General features: G+C 67.7%; 14 protein-coding genes. 3 read left to right on the top strand and 11 right to left on the bottom strand.

The annotated features are described in order from the left end of the window. Positions 1 to 37 precede the first annotated feature (37 nt). Positions 38 to 709 (top strand): class I SAM-dependent methyltransferase, encoded by a 672-nt coding sequence (locus AB4083_RS06010; RefSeq protein WP_441606860.1) that lies wholly within the window; start codon positions 38 to 40, stop codon positions 707 to 709. 99 nt (positions 710 to 808) lie between these two features. Further along, positions 809 to 1,669, top strand: coding sequence for a UilS family quorum-quenching N-acyl-homoserine lactonase (gene uilS / locus AB4083_RS06005; protein ID WP_441606859.1), 861 nt, complete (start codon positions 809 to 811; stop codon positions 1,667 to 1,669). 53 nt (positions 1,670 to 1,722) lie between these two features. Here the strand turns inward: uilS and AB4083_RS06000 are convergent, their stop codons facing one another. The 11 genes from AB4083_RS06000 to AB4083_RS05950 form a co-directional block, all read right to left on the bottom strand. Then, on the bottom strand, positions 1,723 to 4,473 hold the full coding sequence (locus tag AB4083_RS06000; protein WP_441606858.1) for an Ig-like domain-containing protein: 2,751 nt from the start codon (positions 4,471 to 4,473) through the stop codon (positions 1,723 to 1,725). A gap of 208 nt (positions 4,474 to 4,681) precedes the next feature. Further along, positions 4,682 to 6,178, bottom strand: a complete 1,497-nt coding sequence (locus AB4083_RS05995) for an efflux transporter outer membrane subunit (protein WP_441606857.1) — start codon at positions 6,176 to 6,178, stop codon at positions 4,682 to 4,684. A gap of 2 nt (positions 6,179 to 6,180) precedes the next feature. Further along, entirely contained in the window at positions 6,181 to 9,276 is a 3,096-nt protein-coding gene (locus AB4083_RS05990) for an efflux RND transporter permease subunit (RefSeq protein ID WP_441606856.1), read from the bottom strand. After that, a complete protein-coding gene (locus AB4083_RS05985; protein ID WP_441606855.1) occupies positions 9,269 to 10,372 on the bottom strand; it encodes an efflux RND transporter periplasmic adaptor subunit in 1,104 nt (367 codons plus the stop codon). The genes AB4083_RS05990 and AB4083_RS05985 overlap by 8 nt, the downstream gene beginning before the upstream one ends. Before the next feature lie 431 nt (positions 10,373 to 10,803). After that, entirely contained in the window at positions 10,804 to 12,462 is a 1,659-nt protein-coding gene (locus tag AB4083_RS05980; RefSeq protein ID WP_441606854.1) for a Na/Pi cotransporter family protein, read from the bottom strand. Positions 12,463 to 12,549: 87 nt separating this feature from the next. Continuing rightward, positions 12,550 to 15,210, bottom strand: coding sequence for a magnesium-translocating P-type ATPase (mgtA, locus tag AB4083_RS05975; RefSeq protein WP_441606853.1), 2,661 nt, complete (start codon positions 15,208 to 15,210; stop codon positions 12,550 to 12,552). 167 nt (positions 15,211 to 15,377) lie between these two features. Continuing rightward, positions 15,378 to 15,620 (bottom strand): hypothetical protein, encoded by a 243-nt coding sequence (locus AB4083_RS05970; protein ID WP_441606852.1) that lies wholly within the window; start codon positions 15,618 to 15,620, stop codon positions 15,378 to 15,380. 355 nt (positions 15,621 to 15,975) lie between these two features. Then, positions 15,976 to 16,884, bottom strand: a complete 909-nt coding sequence (gene cyoE / locus AB4083_RS05965; protein WP_441606851.1) for a heme o synthase — start codon at positions 16,882 to 16,884, stop codon at positions 15,976 to 15,978. A gap of 18 nt (positions 16,885 to 16,902) precedes the next feature. Further along, positions 16,903 to 18,063 (bottom strand): COX15/CtaA family protein, encoded by a 1,161-nt coding sequence (locus tag AB4083_RS05960; RefSeq protein ID WP_441606850.1) that lies wholly within the window; start codon positions 18,061 to 18,063, stop codon positions 16,903 to 16,905. After that, positions 18,063 to 18,659: a hypothetical protein gene (locus AB4083_RS05955; RefSeq protein WP_441606849.1), complete on the bottom strand. Its 597-nt coding sequence runs from the start codon at positions 18,657 to 18,659 to the stop codon at positions 18,063 to 18,065. The genes AB4083_RS05960 and AB4083_RS05955 overlap by 1 nt, the downstream gene beginning before the upstream one ends. Continuing rightward, positions 18,656 to 19,396 carry an SURF1 family protein gene (locus tag AB4083_RS05950; RefSeq protein WP_441606848.1) on the bottom strand — a complete coding sequence of 247 codons (741 nt, stop codon included), beginning with the start codon at positions 19,394 to 19,396 and terminating at the stop codon, positions 18,656 to 18,658. The genes AB4083_RS05955 and AB4083_RS05950 overlap by 4 nt, the downstream gene beginning before the upstream one ends. Before the next feature lie 59 nt (positions 19,397 to 19,455). On the opposite strand from AB4083_RS05950, the gene AB4083_RS05945 reads away from it, so the two are divergent. Continuing rightward, positions 19,456 to 19,671, top strand: coding sequence for a twin transmembrane helix small protein (locus tag AB4083_RS05945; RefSeq protein ID WP_026635495.1), 216 nt, complete (start codon positions 19,456 to 19,458; stop codon positions 19,669 to 19,671). The last annotated feature ends 109 nt before the right edge of the window (positions 19,672 to 19,780 follow it).

Here is a 19,780-nt window from a genome sequence, read left to right as displayed (position 1 = left end):
AGCAACCTACCCCGATCGCCAACGCGAGCTCCCCCGCATGTCCGCCACCGATCCGCTCGACACCCACGCCGGCGCCGCCGTGTATTCGCCGTTCGTGCTCAAGCTCTACGACGCCTGGGTGCTCGGCTTTTCCAACCGCTGCGCCTGGCGCTGCCCCACCGGCAGCGTGCTGCTGCCGTTCTATCGCGAGCATCTGGGTCAGCGGCATCTCGATGTCGGCGTCGGCACCGGTTACTACCTCGCCCATGCCGGCTTCGCGGCGGAACAGCAGGTGTCGCTGCTCGATCTCAACCCGACCAGCCTGCGCACCGCGGCGCAGCGCATGGGGCGCCCGCACCAGGGCCTGTACGCCACCGACGTGATGCAGCCGCTCGCGCTTGCCGATGCGCCGGTGTTCGACTCCATCGCGCTGTTCTATCTGCTGCACTGCCTGCCGGGCAGCATGGCCGAGAAGGCGCGTGTGTTCGCGCATCTCAAGCCGTATCTCGCCCCCGATGGCGTGCTGTACGGCGCCACCATCCTCGGCGACGACGCCGGCCACAACCCGCTCGGCCGCCGCCTGATGGAGGTGTATAACCGCCGCGGCATCTTCGGCAATGCCGGCGACACGCTCGCGCAGTTGCAGGCTTCGCTGCAGCAGCACTTTGCGCAGGTGAGCGTGCGCCAGCACGGTGTGGTGGCGTTGTTCAGCGCAAAAACCGCAGCGTAGGTTGGGGTGAGCGCAGCGAACCCCAACGGACCTCGCACCACGATCGCCACGTTGGGGTTCGCTGCGCTCACCCCAACCTACGCCCCACGGAACTCCCCTATGCAAAAGCAAACTCACCGCATCGGCGACACCCCCATCGCCGCCACCCTGCATTTCCCCGACCGGGCCGGCCCGCACGCTGCCGTGCTGCTGTGCCACGGCTTCTGCGGCACCCAGCCACTGCTGTTGCCCGCCTTCGCCGAAGCATTCGCCCGGGCCGGCTATCTCGCCATCACCTTCGACTACCGCGGCTTCGGCGAAAGCGGTGGCGAGCGCGGGCGGCTGGTGCCGTCGATGCAGATCGACGACATCCTCGCCGTGCTGGCCTGGCTGAAAGAGCACGAACAGGTGGACGCGCAGCGCGTCGGCCTGTGGGGCACCTCGCTCGGCGGCGGCCATGTGCTGGGTGCGGCCGCGCGCGACGGCGACGTGCGCTGCGTAGTCAGCCAGCTCGCTTTCGCCGATGGCGAAGAGATCATCGCCGGCGCCATGTCGCCGGACGAGAAGGAAGCCTTCCTCGCCACGCTGGCGAAGATGGAAGATCGCAAGCAGGCCGGCAAGGAAATGTTCGTGCCGGTCACGCGCGTGCTGGGCGACCCGCAATCCAAGGCTTTCTTCGAGAAGCACAAGGACAGCTACCCCGACCTGGGCATCAAGATCCCGATGCTGACGGTAAAGGAGATGTTCCACTACAAGCCGGCGCTGGCCGCGGCGAACGTGGCCTGCCCGACCCTGGTGGTGGTGGCCGGCGACGACGGCGTCAATCCGCCCGCGCAGGGCACCGCGCTGTTCGACGCGGTCGGCGCAGTCACTAAGCAGCTGCACGTGCAGGAAGGCGCCCAGCATTACGACGCATATGAGGGCACGCACTTCGAACAGGTGCTGCAGCGCCAATTGGCCTGGTACGGCCAGCACCTCTAGCACGACCTGCAAAGCCGTCATCCCGGCGCAGGCCGGGATGACGGACTAAATGCTTACTGCGACTTCACGCTCACATCGTCGATCACGAACGAGGTCTGGCTCGAGCTGTCCTCGACCCCGTAGAAGTTGATCTGGATGGTCTGGCCGATATAGGCCGACAGGTCCACCGTGTGTTCCTGGTAACCCGTGGCGGCATTCACGTTCGACCAGGTCGCCAGCGTCACGTACTTGCCAGCGGAAGTGATCACCTGCGCGCTCAACGTGTCATAGGCGGTGCTGCCGGTCTCGGCCGTGTCGATATGCATGAAGAAATCGAGCGTGGCCTTGCTGGCGGTAGCGGGGATGGTAATGGACTGGCGCACATAGTCGGTATGTGCGGAGCCATAGCCATCCAGCCACGCTTTGTAGCTGCCGCTGTGGGCCGCTTCGCCGCTGGTGGTGTTGATCACGCCGCTGGTCTGCGTCCATGAGGTGGCGCCGCTCTCGAAGCCGCCGTTCTTCACCAGCTCGGTGGCGGTGCCGCCGCTGTTGGACACGCTGAAGCTCACCGTGCTGCTGGTGCCGACGTTGCCGGCCGCGTCGTAGGCCTTCGCCACCAGGCTGTGGCTGCCGTTGGCCAGCGTGGTCGAATCCAGCGAAGCGGTGTACGGCGACGCGGTGTCCGTGGCCTTGAGCGTGCCGTCGACATAGAACTCGACCTTGCTCACGCCCACGTTGTCGCTGGCGGTCGCCGACAGCGTGATGCTGCCCGAGGTGCCGCTTTCGGAGGCGCTCACCGTCGGCGGCGTGGTATCGCCACCGGTGCTGTTGGACACGCTGAAGCTCACCGTGCTGCTGGTGCCGACATTGCCGGCCGCGTCATACGCCTTCGCCACCAGGCTGTGCGAGCCGTTGCTCAGCGTGGTGGAGTCGACCGTGGCGCTGTACGGGGTGGCGGTGGCGGTGGCCTTGAGCGCGCCGTCGACATAGAACTCCACCTTGCTCACACCCACGTTGTCGCTGGCCGTGGCCGACAGCGTGATGTTGCCTGCGCTGCCGCTCTCGCTGGCACTCACCGTCGGCGGCGTGGTGTCGCCGCTGCCCGCACCCTGGGTCACCCATACCGGCGCCGACCACAGCTGCTTGCCGTCGTCCTGGGTGATCTTGGCGTAGTAGAAGTGATCGCCGTTGGCAGGCGTGATGGTGGTGGTGGCGGTGCTGGAGGTGGTGGCCACCGTGCCGTTGCTGCCGGGCACGCCCTCGAACACCTGCACGCGCTGCACAGTGTGGCCGGCGCTGCTGGCGTAGTTGACGGTCAGCGTCAGCGCACCGCTGTTGCTGAAGCGATCGCCCATCAGATGGCCGTTCGCGGTGAGCACGATCTGGCCGGTCTTGTCCTCGGTGGCAAACACGTGGCGCGCGCGGAGCGCGTCGAGGAAGGCATTGAGGCTCAGCGCCGTGCCATTGGGAATCAGCACACCGGTACGGTTGGTGTAGCTGGCGCCCCAGTTGGCGCAGTGGTTGTCCTGGTCGGAGCTGGGCGCCACGTGGTAGCCGCGCTCCAGGAAAATGTTGAACGCGCCCTCGTAGCTGGTGTGGCTGGTCTCGGTCTCGGTGGTGTTGTGCGAGAACGCCGAGCTGTTGAGCACCTCGGCCAGCACCATTACCTGGTCGCCGTCGGCGGTGTAGCCCAGGTCCTGCCCGCCGGCATTGAACTGCCCGCTGGTGGACGGATGGTTGAACTGGCCGACCCAGCCATTGGTCTTCATCTGCGTGTACAGCGAAGCGTAGTCGCTCTTGGCGGTGAACACGTCGCCGATCAGCTGGTTCGAGCTGTTGTATTCCCACTCCAGCAGGCTGGGCGAGTTGAAGATGTTGAGGTGGCCGCCGTTGCTGATCACGCCCCATTCCAGGCCGTAGATGGCGAGGAAGTTGCTGTGCGCCGCATTGAACGTGCTCGCGGCCTGCAGGCCGGACTGATACAGGTTGTGCGCGGTGGTCGGGCTGGCTGACGCATTGGTGCCGGTCGAGCCGTCGTACATGTGGTTGTGCTCGGACGTCATCAGGATGTCCAGGCCGTCGTTCAGCGCGTACTGGTAGGCATCGGCCGGGCCGTAGGGTGCGCTCTGCGGATTCTGCGCATCCACGCAGGTGGAGACGTCGCCGCCGCCGTCGCTGTGGTTGGTCTGGCTGTGCAGATTGCCGTAGTAGATGGTGTACGGCAGGCTGCCGGTGGCGCCCACCGACTGCGGCTGCACGGTGGCAGCGGACATCGTCGCCGCCGTGCTGTTGCGCGTGATGTGGCGCAACGCGTTGAAGGCCGGCATCTGCGGCTTGGCCACGCTGCCGACCAGCACGTCGTAGCGCTGTTCATCGACCAGCTGCGGCGCCTTGGCGCTGGCCGCGGCCAGCGCGCTGGACGGCAGGCCGGTGCCGATGCGCTGCACGGTGTCGTTGTCCAGCGCGATCGCACGCAGGCGCACCGTATAGAAACCCGGGCTCAGCGTCGCACCCGCGGCGCCCAGGCCATCCCAGCTCAGCTTCGCCTGGGTGCCACCGGCGCGCAGTGCGCTCTGGCCCTGCCAGTTGCGCAGCACGCGGCCCTGCGCGTCGAGCAGGTCCACCGCCCACGCCACCGGCGTGCCCTGCACGGCGCCCGGATAAGAGAAATGCAGCAAGGCGGTACGCGCGCCCGTCCCCTGGAAGGGCACATACAGGCCGGTTTCGAATTCCTCGTGATCAGGCAGGGTGCCGGCCAGTACAGGCAACGCGAACACCATGCCGGCAGTCATCAGACTGCCAGTGAGCAACTTCTTCCACTCCATGTCTACCCACCCTCTTTGGTTAGTGAGATTCCCCTGCCGGGACATCATCCAGTCCCAGGCGACAAGGGTATGACCGATGGCATGGTTGCGAGTGACACAGTGCACAGAACAAGGCCCGTGCTATCGAAAGTTATTGCGTAAGCCAGGCGAAAGCATCACCCATATGGACGTATGGACGTCCATATGGATGCGTCGCTACTCACGACCTTCAGCGCGCACCGACTTCCTCCTTGACGTCGTCGCGATGCCACCAGCCACCGCCCACCGCCTGGAACAGCGCCACCGTATCCGCATAGCGGCCGGCCTGGGCCTGCACCAGGGCGATGCGCGCCTGCTGCCAGGCCAGCTGCGCATTGAGCAGGGCGCTTTCGCTGATATCGCCCAGCGCGAGCTGGCGCCGTGCGATCGCCAGGCTGCGCGCCGCCGCCTGCTCGGCGCCCTGGCTGGCCTGCAGCGCCCTGGCGTCGGCCTCCACCGCGTGCAGTACGTCGGCGACGTTCTGCATCGCGGCGATTACCGTGCCGCGATACTCCGCCGCCGCCTGCCGATAAGCAGCCTGCGCCGCGCGCTGCTTGTGCTTGAGCGCACCGCCGTCGAACAGCGGTTCGGTGATGCTGGCGCCGAGGTTCCAGAAGCCATTGCCGGCATCGAACAAGCTACCGGCCTTACCCGCCGCACGGCCGAAGCTCGCATTGATCTGCACATTGGGCAGGCGCGCGGCGATGGCCACGCCGACACTCGCGCTGGCGGCATGCAGCTGCTTCTCCGCCGCACGCACGTCGGGGCGCTGTTCCACCAGTTGCGCCGGCAGGCTCAACGGCAGTTCGGCCGGTAGCTGCAGGCTGTCCAGGCTGAACTGCGCGTCGATGCCCTGCTCCGGCGTCCGCCCGCTCAGCGCCGCCAGCAGGTCGCGCTGCTGCGCAAGCTGCTTCTCCAGCGGCGGCAGGCCGGCACGGCTCTGCTCCAGCGTGGCCCGCTGCGCCGCCACCGCGGCTTCCGACACGTCGCCGAGCGCCTGCTGGCGCTGCAGCGTGGCGAGGATCTTCGACTGCGCATCGACGATTTCCCGGATGGCCTGGATCTGCGCACGCAGCGATGCTTCAGTGATCGCCGCATTCACCAGGTTGGTAGTCAGGGTGAGATAGGTCGCCTCGAGCTGGAAGCGCTGCGCATCGGCAGTCGCCACCAGCGACTCGACCTGCCGCCGCGTACCGCCCCACAGATCCGGCGCATAGGACACGCTGACCTGCGCCGTGGTCAGGCTGTACAGGCTGGCGCCCGATTGCGCCGGGCTGGCCAGCACCTTGGCGATGTCCTGCCGGGTCGGGTTGTAGCCGGCATTCGCCTGCGGGAAGTAGGCGCCGCGCTGCGCGTAGACGTTCTCCCACGCCGCCTGCAGTGCCGCATGCGCGGCTTCCACGTCGGCGTTGTGGCGCAGCGCATCGGCGATCAGCGCGTCCAGCGGCGCGCAGTGGAACAACGTCCACCACTGGCCCGGGATATCCATCGAGGCCACCAGCCGCTGGGCCTCGCCGCCATGCAGCGGTGTGGCGAGCGTGGTGTCCATCGTGGTCTCTGGCGTATAGCGCGTGGCCGTGGGCGCGTCGGGCCGATGAAAATCGGGCCCGACCGCGCAGCCGGCCAGCGCCACGGCGAGGCTTGCCGCGAGCAGGCGGCGCGCGTGCTTGAAGATGAAGTGCCGCATGGTCAGATCTCCTTCGCCGGATGCGCGCGCCGCTGGCGGCGCTCGACGAAACGTTCGAGCGCGTCGTAGAACGCGGGCAGGATGAACAGGGTGAGCAAGGTGGCGATGACCAGGCCGCCGACCACCACCGTGGCCAGGCCGCGCTGCACGTCGGTGCCGATGCCGGTCGCCAGTGCGGCCGGCAGCATGCCCACGCTGGCCACCGTGGCGGTCATCAGCACGGGGCGGAAGCGCTCGGTCGCGCCCAGCAGCACGGCGTCGCGCACGCCGTGGCCTTCGCGCCGCATGCGGTTGAAGTTGGCCACCATGATGATGCCGTTCTGCACCGCCACGCCGAACAGCGCGATAAAGCCCACCGCGGTGGCGATGTTCAAGGTCTCGCCCTTCACATGCAGCGAGATCAAGCCGCCCAGCGTCGCCAGCGGCACCACCGCCAGCACCAGCAGGGCCTGGCGCAGATTGCCGAACTCGGCGAACAGCAGCACCGCCATCACCGCCAGCACCAGCAGCAGCACGACCACCAGGCGCGCCTGCGCACGCTGCTGGTTCTCGAACTGGCCGGCCCATTCCAGGCGGTAGTGCTGCGCATCGAATTTCACCTTGTCGCCGATCCGCGCCTGCGCTTCGGCCAGGTAGTCCGACAGCGCGCGATCGCGGTTGTCGATGCGCACGGTGAGCTGGCGCTCGGTGCCTTCGTGGGCGATGGTGCTTTCGCCGGTCTGCTGCACGATGCGGGTCACCATCGCCAGCGGCACGCGCGCGCCGGACGGCGCGGTCAGCACCAGCCCGCCGAGTGCCGCCGGGCTGGCCGCGACCTGGTGCGGCACGCGCGCGGTGACGTTGTAGACGCGGTCGCCCACATAGGCCTGGGTGATCGCCGCGCCGCCGACGCCGGTCTGGATCAGCGTATTGATGTCGGCCACGTTGATGCCGTAGCGCGCCGCGGCATCGCGGTCCACCGTCACCGTCAGCTGCGGGATCGGTGGCTCCTGGAAGATCGACGCATCGGCGGTGCCGGGCACCGCTTTGAGCACGTCCACGATCTCGCCGCCGATGCGGCGCAGCTCCCTGAAGTCGTCGCCGTAGATGCGCAGCACCAGCGGACTGTGCGCACCGCCGACCATATCGTTCTCGCCATCGATGATCGGCTGGCTGATGCCCACGCTGATCCCGGGAATCTGCTGCAGGCGCGCATTGAGGCGGCGGATGAACTGCGCCTTGGTCTCGCCGTCCGGCCATTGCGCATACGGCTTCAGCCCCACCCCGGATTCGATATGCGAAGGCGTCCACGGATCGCTGCCGGTGTCGTTGCGGCCGAGCTGGGTGACCACGTAGCTGACCTGCGGAAACTCGCCCACCGCGCGGCGGTATTCGCTGGCCATCTCGCTGGCCTGCTCCAGCGACAGGCCGCTGGGCAGCTGCACCTGCACCCACAGCGAGCCTTCGTCCAGATCGGGCAGGAATTCGCGCCCGATGCTGGCGCCCAGCGCGAGCACCGCGACCAGCGCGGCGCCGGCGATCGCATAGGCGATGCGCGGACGGCGCAGCAGCCGCTCCAGCAGGCTGCGATAACCGCTCTGCAAACGCTCCAGCGGCTGGTTGTGGAACATCTTGCGCGGCTTGCGCAAGGCCAGCCAGGCCAGCGCGGGCACCACGGTGATCGCACACAGCAGCGCACCGAGCAGGGCGTAGCCCACGGTGTGTGCCATCGGTGCGAACAGCTTGCCCTCGGCGCGTTCGAACGCCAGCAGCGGCGCGTAGGCGGTGATGATGATCAAGGTGGCGAAGAAGATCGGCCGCGCCACCTGCTTGGTGGCGCCGAGCACGTCGGCTTCGTGCAGGTAGGCGTCCGGCCGTGCCTCGCGCTTGCGCAGGATCGCCTCGGTCACCACGATCGCGCCGTCCACGATCACCCCGAAGTCGATCGCGCCCAGCGAGAACAGATTGGCCGGCATGCCGGTGAGGTGCATCACGATAAACGTCGTCACCAGCGCGAACGGAATCGCCACCGCCGCCACCAGCGCGCTGCGCGGACTGCCCAGGAACAGGATCAGCACCACGCAGACCAGCGCCACGCCTTCCAGCACGGTATGCCCGACCTTGCTCACGGTGGCCTGCACCAGGTCGTCGCGGTCGAGGAAGGGCACGATGCGCACGTCCATCGGCGCTAGCTGGCGATTGAGCTCCTCGACCTTTGCGTGGATGCCTTGCAGCACCTTGGACGGGTTCTCGCCCAGCAGCAGGTCGACGATGCCCTCGATGGTATCGGGGTTGCCGTCCTTGCCCAGGATGCCTTCGCGGATCTGGTGCCCGTACTGCAGCTTGCCCAGGTCGCGGATGCGCACCGGATTGCCGCCGTGCTGGATCACCACGATGTCGCCCATGTCCTTGAGCGAGCGCATCAGGCCTTCGCCGCGGATCACATAGGACTGCTCGCCGCGCGTGACGCGGCCGCCACCGGCATTGGTGTTGTTGGCGCTCAGCGCGGCGATCACGTCGTTCATGCCCACGCCGAACTGCAGCAGCCGCTGCGGGTCCACTTCGAGCTGGAATTCCTTGGTGAAGCCGCCGAAGTTGTCCACGTTGGCCACGCCGGGCACCTGCTGCAAGGCGGGAATCACCTTCCAGCGCTGCAGCTCCGACAGCTCCATCAGGTTGCGCGTGTCCGATTCCAGCGTGTAGCGATAGATTTCGCCGGCCGGCCCGGATACCGGATCCAGCCCGGGCGTCACACCCTGCGGCAAGCTCACGCCGGCCATGCGCTCGGTGACGCGCTGGCGCGACCAGTAGATTTCCGCGCCGTCGCGGAACACCAGGGTGATCAGCGACAGGCCGAAGGTGCTGCTCGAACGCATCGAGGTCAGGCCCGGCGTACCGGCCAGCGCGCGCTCCAGCGGCGTGGTGATCTGCTGTTCGATTTCCTCGGCGGCGAGGCCGGGCACCTGGGTGGTCACCTGCACGGTGACGTCGCTCAGTTCCGGATACGCCTCCACCGCCAATCGCGTCCAGGCGTAGTGGCCGTAGATCGCCAGCAGCACGGCGATGCCGAACACCAGCCCGCGCTTGTGCAGGCACCAGGCGATGATCTTGTCAATCATTGATCAGCACTCCGCCCGCCACCACCACGCGATCGCCGGGCGCGAGGCCCTTGAGCACGCGCGCGGCGTCGCCTTCGTCCTGGCCCAGCTCCAGCGTGCGGCGCACGAATGCCCACGGCGACACTTCGACGAACACGGTGACGCTGTCGTTGTTCATCAGCAGCGCCGACTGCGGCACCAGCAGCGCCTTGGGCTGCGGCACGCGGAAGGTGGCGGTGGCGAACATGTTGGCCTTCAGCGCGCCGTCCGCATTGGCCACCACGATGCGTGCCTTGACCCGGCGCGAATCGGCATCGAGCACGTCGCTGACCGACTGCACCACGCCCTCGAAGCGCCGGCCCGGCCACGCCGGCAGCACCACCTCGGCGGACTCGCCCGGCGCCACCTGCGCGGCCTCGTTCTCCGCCACGTTGGCGGTGACCCAGACGTGGCCGAGATCGGTAATCGTCATCAGCGGCGCATTGGCATCGTTGGCGAACGCGCCCACCGCGGCGGACAGCGCGGTGATGCTGCCGTCGGCCGGCGAACGCACCGCCACGCCGCGCGTATCGCGCTCGCCCGCTGCACCCATCGCCGCGAGCCGCGCCTGCGTGCGGGCTGCTTCGGCCTGCGCCTGCACGTAGCCGCTGCGCGCAGCTTCCAGGTCCTTCTGCGCGGAGCCGCCGGCCTGCTGCACGGCTTCGGCGCGGTCCAGCGCCTGCTTCGCCAGGGCCGTGGCATCGGCTGCCTTGCGCTGGTCGGCCACCGCCTGCGCGTGGTCGCCCGAGGCGATCAGCGCCAGCACCTGGCCGCGCGTCACGCGGTCGCCCAGCTTCACGCGCAACTCGATCACCCGACCGGTGACGGGAGCGAGCACGTTGACGGTATGGCTGGGATCGGCCTCGATCAGCGCCGGCGCTACCAGCGCATGCGGCAGCGCGCGCTGCTCCACCGCGCGCACTTTCAGGCGCTGGCGCAACGGCGAGTTGGCGGGGATGCGCAGGACGCCGGCGTCATTGACGACGGCAGGCGCGGGAGCTGGCGCCTGCTCCGTGCGCGAACAGGCGGCGAGCGCGAACAGCAGAACGACGGAAGAGTGCTTGATGCGGAACGACATGGATTTTCCCGAGGCATGGGCATGCGCCGTCCTGGCCGAAGCGACCAAGACGACAAGCTGGCGGCGGGAAACGGGCAGCGCGTGGCGCTGCCGTGGCCCGGTCGCGATCGGAGCACCGTCCGCCGCGCCCGGGCCACGCGTTCAGGCGTGGACGGGAGACGGCGTCAGTGCGGCGGGTGTGCGGCTAAGTGGCTAGACGGGTCTGGGTCCAAGTGCGGAGGTCTCCGGTGTGTGTCTGTTTCCAAAGTCGAATCCTTCTCCTTCCGGGAGAAGGTGGCGGCAGCCGGATGAGGGTACGGGCAGAGCGGGGCGCACCACTCCGCCCGTACCCTCACCCCAACCCCTCTCCCGATGGGAGAGGGGCTTGATCTATCAACATGCGACGCGTTTGAAGGTGATCATGTTGGGGTTCGCCTGCGGCTCACCCCAACCTACGCTTGCGCTTTCGACAGGGGCTCGCTCACCAGCCTGCCCTGCAGCAGCCCGGCGCGTTCCAGCGGCAGATAGGCCAGCGCCGCCAGATGCGAATGGATGCGCTTGAGGTCGCGCAGGATGCGCAGGTACACATCGCCACCGCCGCCACCATCACGCCGCTCGCGCAGTGCGCGGATGTGGCGCTCGGAGGCTTCGTTCTCCAAACGCCAGATCGCTTCCTTGCGCGACACCAGCTGCTGCGCCGCGCGCAGGTCGCCGCGCATGAACACCGCCAGCCCCAGCCGCAGGCTTTCCATCACCTGCGCGTGCATCGCGGCCAGGTCCAGGATGTCGTCGGCGCTGAAGTCCTGGCCGCGCTGGGCTTTCTTGGCGGCGAACTCCATCAGGTTGTTGGCGGTGATGTCGCCGATGTGCTCGATATTGATGACGAAGGCGAGGATCTCCTGGCTGCGTTCGCCGTCTTCCTCGTTCAGCGCTTCGCCGCCGAGATCGGCCAGGTATTCGCGGATCGCCACGCCCAGCCGGTCCAGCCACGGGTCCATGCGGCTGATCGCGGCGGCGCGCACGTTGTCGTCCTTGCCGAACACTTCGACCAGGCCCTTGAGCATGCCTTCGACCATGTCGGCCATGCGCATCGATTCACGCGCCGCATTGGCCAGCGCCACGTTGGCCGAATCCAGCGCGCCTTCGTCCAGGTACTGCGGCACGCCCGGATCGTCCGGCCGCGGCGGATCCGGCAGCAGCCGCACCAGCCACTGCGCCAGGCGCTCCACCGGCAGGATGAACAGCACCGCCAGGCCGAGATTGAACGCGGTATGGAAGTTCACCGCGAGCCGCGCCGGCGCCTCGCCCAGCGGCGCCAGCCACGCGGCCAGCGGATGCAGCAGCGGCAGGCAGACCAGGCAGCCGAACGCGCGCACCAGCAGATTGCCCAGCGGCAGGCGGCGCGCCACCGGCGTATGCGCTTCCAGCAGGGCCGGCAAGGTGCCGCCCAGGTTCGCGCCCAGCACCAGGGCCAGCGCGCCGGGGGCATCGACCACGCCGGCATTGGCCAGCGAAGCGATCAGCAGCACCATCGCCACGCTGGAATGGAACAGCCAGGTCATCAGCGCCGCCACCAGCACCGCCAGCACCGGCTCGCTGGACAGGCTCTGCAGCACCGCGTGCAGCGCCTGCGCGTTCTCCACCGGCGCCAGCGACAGCACCAGCAGATGCAGCGACAGCAGCATGAGACCTAAGCCGATGCAGACGCGGCCGAGGTTCTCGTAGCGCGCATCGTCGCTGCGGCGATGGATGGTGAAGCCCACCAATACCAGCACCGGCGCGATCAGCGAGATGTCGAACGACATCACCTGCACGATCAGCGTCGTACCCACATTGGCGCCAAGCATTACCGCCAGCCCCGGCGCCAGGCCGAGGAAGCCGTTCGCGGCGAACGAGGTCGCCATCAAGCCGGCCGCGGTACTGCTCTGCAGCAGCGCGGTGATGCAGATGCCGAACGCGAACGCGGTCGGCCGGTGGCCGAGATAACGGCCGAGCCAGCGCCGCAGCGCGCTGCCGTAGCCGCGCAACACGCCACTGGTAACCATATGCGTGCCCCACAGCAGCAGGGCGACGAAGCCGGCGATATCGAGCAGTGCGAAGGTGCCTTTCATGGCGGGATCCTCCTTCGTCAGGGAACGGGAATCAGCGAGCGGAGAACGGGAAGCGCCCCGTTCCGCGCTCCCTGTCCCCGATTTTTTTTAGAGCCAGCGACCGTAGCGCCGGATGTACAGCAGCTTCACCAGCTGCGTCAGCACGCAGTAGGTCAGCACCGTCAACGCGATCCAGGCGAAGTAGATCGGCGGCAGCGGCACCATGCCGATCTTCGGGCCCAGGCTGCTATACGGCACCAGCAGGCCGATCGCGATGATCGCCGTGGTCAGGCCCAGCACCGGCGCCGCGGCGACGCTTTGCAGGAACGGGATGCGCTTGGTGCGGATCATGTGCACGATCAGCGTCTGCGTCAGCAGGCTTTCCACGAACCAGCCGGACTGGAAGAACGACTGGTGTGCCGCGCTGTTGGCGCCGAACAGGTACCACAGCAGCAGGAAGGTGGTGATGTCGAAGATCGAGCTGACCGGCCCGATCCACACCATGAAGCGGCCGATGTCGCTGGCGTCCCACTTGCGCGGCTTGCGCAGGTAGTCGTCGTCCATGCGGTCGAACGGGATCGACAGCTGCGAGATGTCGTACAGCAGGTTCAGCACCAGGATCTGCAGCGGCAGCATCGGCAGGAACGGCAGGAACGCGCTCGCCACCAGCACCGAGAACATGTTGCCGAAGTTGGAGCTGGCGGTCATCTTGATGTACTTGATGATGTTGCCGAAGGTGATGCGTCCTTCGATCACGCCCTCCTCCAGCACCATCAGGTTCTTTTCCAGCAGGATGATGTCGGCCGACTCCTTCGCGATATCGGTGGCGGTATCCACCGAGATGCCCACGTCCGCTTCGCGCAGCGCCGGCGCGTCGTTGATGCCGTCACCGAGGAAGCCCACGGTGTGGCCCTGGCGCTGCAGCGACTTCACCACGCGCGCCTTCTGCAGCGGCGACATCTTGGCGAACACGGTGGTGCGCTTGACCAGCGCGTCCAGCTCGTCGTCGTTGAGCGGCTCGATGTGCTTGCCCTGCGCCGAGTGCTGCACATCCAGGCCCACCTCGCGGCAGATCTTGCGCGTCACCGCCTCGTTGTCGCCCGTGATGACCTTCACTTCCACGCCGTGGTGATGCAGCGCGGCGATGGCGGTGGCGGCCGAATCCTTCGGCGGATCGAGGAAGGCCAGGCAGCCCACCGCGGTGAGGCCGGACTCGTCCGCCACGCCATAGGCGCGGCCCGCCGGCGGCTGGTGCTTCACCGCCACCACCAGCACGCGCAGGCCGTCCTCGTTGAGGCCGCGGGTCATCGCCTTGATGTCCGCGCGCATCTCGTCGGTCACCGGCAGGATCTCGTCGCCCGCCTTGGCGTAGGCGCAGATCGACAGCATCTCCTCCACCGCGCCCTTGCACACCAGCAGCTCGTCGCCTTCGCCGTGGCGCACCACCACCGACATGCGGCGGCGCTGGAAGTCGAACGGGATCTCGTCGACGATGCGGTACTGCTGCGCCACCGTCTCCAGGTCGCGGTGCTCCAGCACCGCCTTGTCCATCAGGTTCTTCAGGCCGGTCTGGAAGCGGCTGTTGAGATAGCCGTATTCCAGCGCCTCGTCCGACTCCTCGCCGTACAGATCGAGATGGCGCTCCAGCACGATCTTGTCCAAGGTCAGCGTGCCGGTCTTGTCGGTGCACAGCACGTCCATCGCGCCGAAGTTCTGGATCGCGTTCAGGCGCTTCACCACTACCTTGCGCTTGGACATCGCCAGCGCGCCCTTGCCCAGGTTGGCGGTGACGATCAGCGGCAGCATTTCCGGGGTCAGGCCCACCGCGACCGAGAGCGCGAACAGGAACGCCTGCAGCCAGTCGTGCTTGTCCAGGCCGTTGATCAGAAACACGATCGGCACCATCACCGCCATGAAGCGGATCAGCAGCCAGCTCACGCTGTTCACGCCGCGATCGAAGCTGGTGCGCACGCGCTGCCCGACGATGGTGTGTGCGAGCGAACCCAGATACGTGCGCGAACCGGTCGCCACCACCACCGCGCTGGCGGTGCCGCTGACCACATTGGTGCCCATGTAGCAGACGGTGGGCAGGTCCAGCGGGTTATCCAGCGCGCCATGCGTACCGTCTTCGGAAACCTGCGCCGGAGTCGGCGCAGACTTCTCCACCGGCAGCGATTCGCCGGTAAGGATGGCCTGGCTGATGAACAGGTCTTTCGCGCTGAACAGGCGCAGGTCCGCCGGCACCATGTCGCCCGCGGCCAGGTGCACGATGTCGCCGGCGACCAGTTCGCCCACCGGCACTTCGATGCGCTCGCTGTGGCCGTCCTCGGCGCGCCGCGTCACGGTGGCGGTGTTGCGCACCATTGCCTTCAGCTTCTCGGCCGCCTTGGACGAGCGGAATTCCTGGGTGAAGCTCAGCAGCACGCTGATGCCCACCATCACCGCGATGATGATCGGCCCGGCCAGGTCGTCGCCGTCGGTCGCCAGCTGCACCACCGCCAGCACCAGCAGCACGATGATGAAGGGGTTCTTGAACGCGCGCAGCAGCTGGTGCGACCAGTGCGGCGGCTTCTCGTGCGAGACCTCGTTGACGCCGTCGCGGTCGAGCCGCTCGGCGATCTGCTCGGCGTCCAGGCCGGCCGCGTTCGTATCCAGCGCGGCGAACAGCGCTTCGTTATGGCGGAACGCTTCGAGCGCGACGGCGACGCGCACGCCGGCGCCCTTGCCGGACGCCTTGCCGGCGACGGTCTGGGTGGAATGCTTGATCATGACTCGCTTCCGGGAAATACGTGGAATCAGGGCGGATCAGCGAGTTCGGCGGATGGCTATCCGCGTTGCACTGAATGCCCGCGCCAGGGCCGCGGCAGCGGCCAGCGCCCGCCGCCTGGCGGAGGCCAGCCTTTGCGGAGCACGGTGCGCTTCATGTCCTCAAGCCCTCAGCGCTGAGATACCAGCTGAAGATGACCGAGTCCTTTCGATGCGGCGTACGCCGTGCGGCGCGCAGCCGGACGGGTAAGCGCGGACTCGGGTTTGCGATGCATGGCCACGGTCACCGGTTCACGCACGGCGACGGCCTGCGGCGCAGGCACGGTGACGATCCAGGTACGGCGAACGGCGCGGCGGCCCAGCAGGGAACGGCCCGCGGCGGGCAAACGGAAAAAATCGCGAAGGAGCTTCATAGCCCATCTCCTCGTTACGGCCTGGGGCGGCCGTCAGGAGTGGGCTGGTCTTCCCTAGTCGAGGAAAGCGCCAGCCGACCGCAGGCGGTCGCCGCAGATCATCAGCTTGTTATGCGACGCCGGCACCCGATGCTCGCGGATGTCGACGTTGCGACTAGGGTAAACGTCCATATGCCTTGGTTGGTCGGACAGGGATGTCTTCGGGCGCAGCGCGCCGGAAGGCGCGCGAATTGTCTTGCTGCGCTGCGCAAGTGTCAACCTTAATTGGCTGAATCGAGGGGCGAAAGTTTTTACGCGCTGCGCTCGGGCAGGTTGGGGTGAGCGCAGCGAACCCCAACAGGTCTCCAGCGCGTAGCTACGCCGCACGTTGAAGTACGAAACCCTGCCCCTGCTGCAGCAGGGGCTCCACCAGCCAATGGTCGGCCAGCAGGAAGGCGAACAGCGCCATCAGGTAGACGATGGAGTAGTTGAACACCTTCATCGCGAACAATTCATCCGGCGGATTGAGCAACCGGACCGCGTAATAGAGGAAGCCCGCGCCCAGCACCACCGCGCCGCCCAGGTAGACCAGCCCGCTGTAGCCGGTCAGCGACGGCAGCAGGGTCACCAGGAACAGCAGCACCGTGTAGAACAGCACGTGCCAGCGCGTGTACACCACGCCGTGCGTCACCGGCAGCATCGGCACCTGGGCGCGCGAGTAGTCGTCGCGGCGGAAGATCGCCAGCGCCCAGAAATGCGGCGGCGTCCACACGAAGATGATCAGGCACAGCTGCAGCGCGAACGCATGCAGCTCGCCGGTGACCGCGGTCCAGCCCAGCACCGGCGGGATCGCCCCGGCCAGCCCGCCGATCACGATGTTCTGCGGCGTGGCGCGCTTGAGGTACGCCGTATAGACCACCGCATAGCCGATCAGGCCGCCGAAGGTGAGCAGCGCCGTCAGCGGATTGACCAGCAGCACCAGCACCAGCATCGACAGCACGCCCAGCGACAGCGCGAACACCGCCACCTGGCGCGGGGTGAGCTGGCCGGTGGCGAGCGGGCGATGCGCGGTGCGCGCCATCAGCTTGTCGATGCGCTGGTCGATCAGGTGATTGAACGCGGCGGCCGATGCCGACGCCAGCCAGATGCCCAGCGTACCGAACACCAGCGCGCGCCACGGCGGCACGCCGGGCACGGCCAGGAACATGCCGATCACCGCGCAGAACACCAGCAGCGCGACGACGCGCGGCTTGGTCAGTTCCAAATATTCGTTGGCACGCTTCATAGGATCGGACTCATCGGCTCATCCCAGCCTCTGGAAGAGGCCATCGTCATGCCGGCGCTGCGTGCGCGCCAGTGTCGCCAGCAACACGAACAGCAGCAGCGCCGCCACGCCGTTGTGCAGCGTGGCCACCGGCAGCGGCAGGCCGAAATGCACATTGCTGATGCCCAGCAGCACCTGCGCCACCAGCACCACCGCAATCGCCAGGCCGTGCCCGCGCAGGCCGCGGCGGGTGGCGCGCAGCGCCAGCCAGGCCAGGTAGCAGAACACCACCAGCGCGCCGAGACGATGAGCGAGCTGGATCGCGCTGCGCGCGGCCATGTCCAGCACGCCGCCCTCGTAGTTGACGCCGACGCCGCGCCACAGCACGAAACCCTGCTCGAAATCGGTCGGCGGCGTCCACTGGCCCAGGCACTTGGGGAAATCCGTGCCGCAGGCGAGCGCCGCGTAGTTGGCGGACGTCCAGCCGCCCAGCGCGATCTGCGCGAGCAGCAGCACGATGCCCAGCACCACCAGCCGGCGCAGTGCGCCGTAGCTGTTGTCGCGCGCACCGACGCCGGCGAAACGCAGCGCCGCATACGCCAGCAGCGCGAAGGTGGCGATGCCGCCGAGCAGATGGCCCATCACCACGATGGGCTTGAGCAGCAGGGTCACCGTCCACATGCCCAGCATGGCCTGGAAGATGATCACGCCAAAGGCGAGCACGCTGATGCGCCACGCGCCGGGCCGATCGAGCGCTGCCGCGGCGAGCAACGGCAGGCCGATGGCGAAGGCCGAGACGATCGAGGAAATGCTGTGCTCGCCGCGCATGTACATGGTGACGCCGACCGCCGCGAGGATCGCCGACACGATCACCGCATAGCGCGCCCACGGCCGCCGCCAGCTCGCGATCAACGCCAGCGCCAGCACCAGCAGGCCGAGCGTGCCGGCCAGGAAGCGATGCACCTGCTCGCGCCAGGCCTTGTGCGTTTCGTAGGGGCGATCGGGGAAGGCCTGGTTGGCCTGCGCGATCTCGTGCTGGTGTTCCGGCCAGGTGGCCTGGCCGTAGCAGGTCGGCCAGTCCGGGCAAGACAAGCCGGCGTTGGACAGCCGCACGAAGGCGCCGAACATCACCACGCCGAAGGCGAACACCGCGGCCAGCAAGGCCAGGCCGCGCAGAAGCTTGATGGAACGCGAGGACATCAGCGGATCACCTTCTGCAGATCCTTGCGCAGGCCGGTCGGATCGAAGCCTTCCGGATAGTGCGCCAGCGCCGTGCCGTTGGATTCGACCAGCAGCGCAGCGACCGCGCCCGGCGTGGGGGCGCGCCATCCGGCCAGCTTGCCGTCCACATCGCTGCCCAGCTGCCAGCGGAAATCGGCGTTGGCGTCCGGCTGCCAGATGCCGTGCTCCACCTTGCCCACCGCCGGTGCCGCGGCAAGCAGCAGCAGGCGCAGGCGCGGCGCGTTGCGGTTCAAGGTGATGCGTGCGGCGGCGATCTTGTTGAGCGTTTCGACACAGGCGGCAGCGCAATCCGCGCCGGGCAGCGCCACCAGGGTGAGCTGCGGCTCCGCGGCGCGCCATGCCCACGGCGTGCCGTCCGGCAACTGCACGCGCAGCGCTTCCTCGGCAAAGTTGCGCTGCGGCGTGATCGGCAAACCATTGCCCTTGCCGCTGGGCTGGTAGCCGCCGACGGTGAGCAGGCCCGCGGCGATGATCGGCGCGGCGAAGATCGCCATGATCAGCAGGAGTTTCAGACGGCCGGCGCGCTGGGCCGGCGGCGGTGCGGCTTGATTCATCGCAAGTCCCCTTGTTTGGCTTTGCGCTTGCGGTGCAGGAACAGGAACATCACCACCGCCACCACGGCGAAGGTGAACCACTGGAAGGCATAGGCGCGATGACGCGCCGGCGGCATCGCGCTGAAGTCGGGCGTGTGCTCGCGCACGTAGATCGAGGCCGGCTCCGTTTCCAGCGCGAGCACGCGCGGATAGACGGTGGCGCGCAGGTCCTGCGCGACCTGGCCCAGGTCCAGATAAATGGTGGTCTTCGGCCAGGCCTGCTGCTGCGCCAGCGCATCGCCGCCCATCTCGAAACCCACGCCGGGCGGGGGCTGATAGAAACCGCTCAGTTCGACCGCGCCGTTGGGCAAGGGCGGCAGCTGCGGCGCCTGGTCGGTGCCGTTGCCGGGCAGGAAGCCCAGGTCCACCAGCAGCAGCTCGTCCTTTCCTTGCGGGCGGAATGGCGCATACACCTCCACGCCGCCGCGCTGGTCGTGCTTGGGGTTGTCCAGCAGGTACTCGCGGCCCGGCAGGTATTCGCCGCGCAGGTGCACGCGCGGAAACGCGTCGGCGGGCGGCGTTGCGGCCACCGCGGCAAATTCGCGCACAGGCTGCTGCGCCGCTGCGGCATAGCGCCGCAGAAGTGCTTCCTTCTCGTCGGCGCGATGCAGCTGCCATTCGCCCAGGCGCAGGAAAAGCAGCACTCCGGCCACGGTCAGCAGCACGGCCCACCAACGCGGACGCCGCAGCAGGCTCATACGGAGCCGCCGCGGGGCGAGGCTATACTGCGGATGTCATCGTCCTTCGGGCCAATCACGTGGAAACCGTCTACAAATATGCGCTGGTGATCCTGCTGCTGGTGGTGCTGTTCAACCTCGGCCAGGCGCTGTATTTCATGATGACCGACAAGGACGGCAGCAAGCGCACGGTGTGGGCGTTGACGCGCCGCATCGGGCTCTCGGTGCTGCTCATCCTGATGGTCGTGCTGGGCATCTGGATGGGCTGGCTGCATCCGCACGGCGTGGGTCGCTGATTTTAAAGGAGCAATTGTAGCGGTCCGCCGGGAAACGCGCCGCTTCCCGCGACATTCCGGTCCGCCCCCATCTTGTGTAGAACCGGCCGGGCCAGACCTGACGCCAGCC

Origin of the sequence: Dyella sp. 2RAB6, assembly GCF_052115385.1 — a bacterium.
GTDB lineage: Bacteria > Pseudomonadota > Gammaproteobacteria > Xanthomonadales > Rhodanobacteraceae > Dyella_D.
This window is presented reverse-complemented; position numbering and strand designations above follow the sequence as displayed.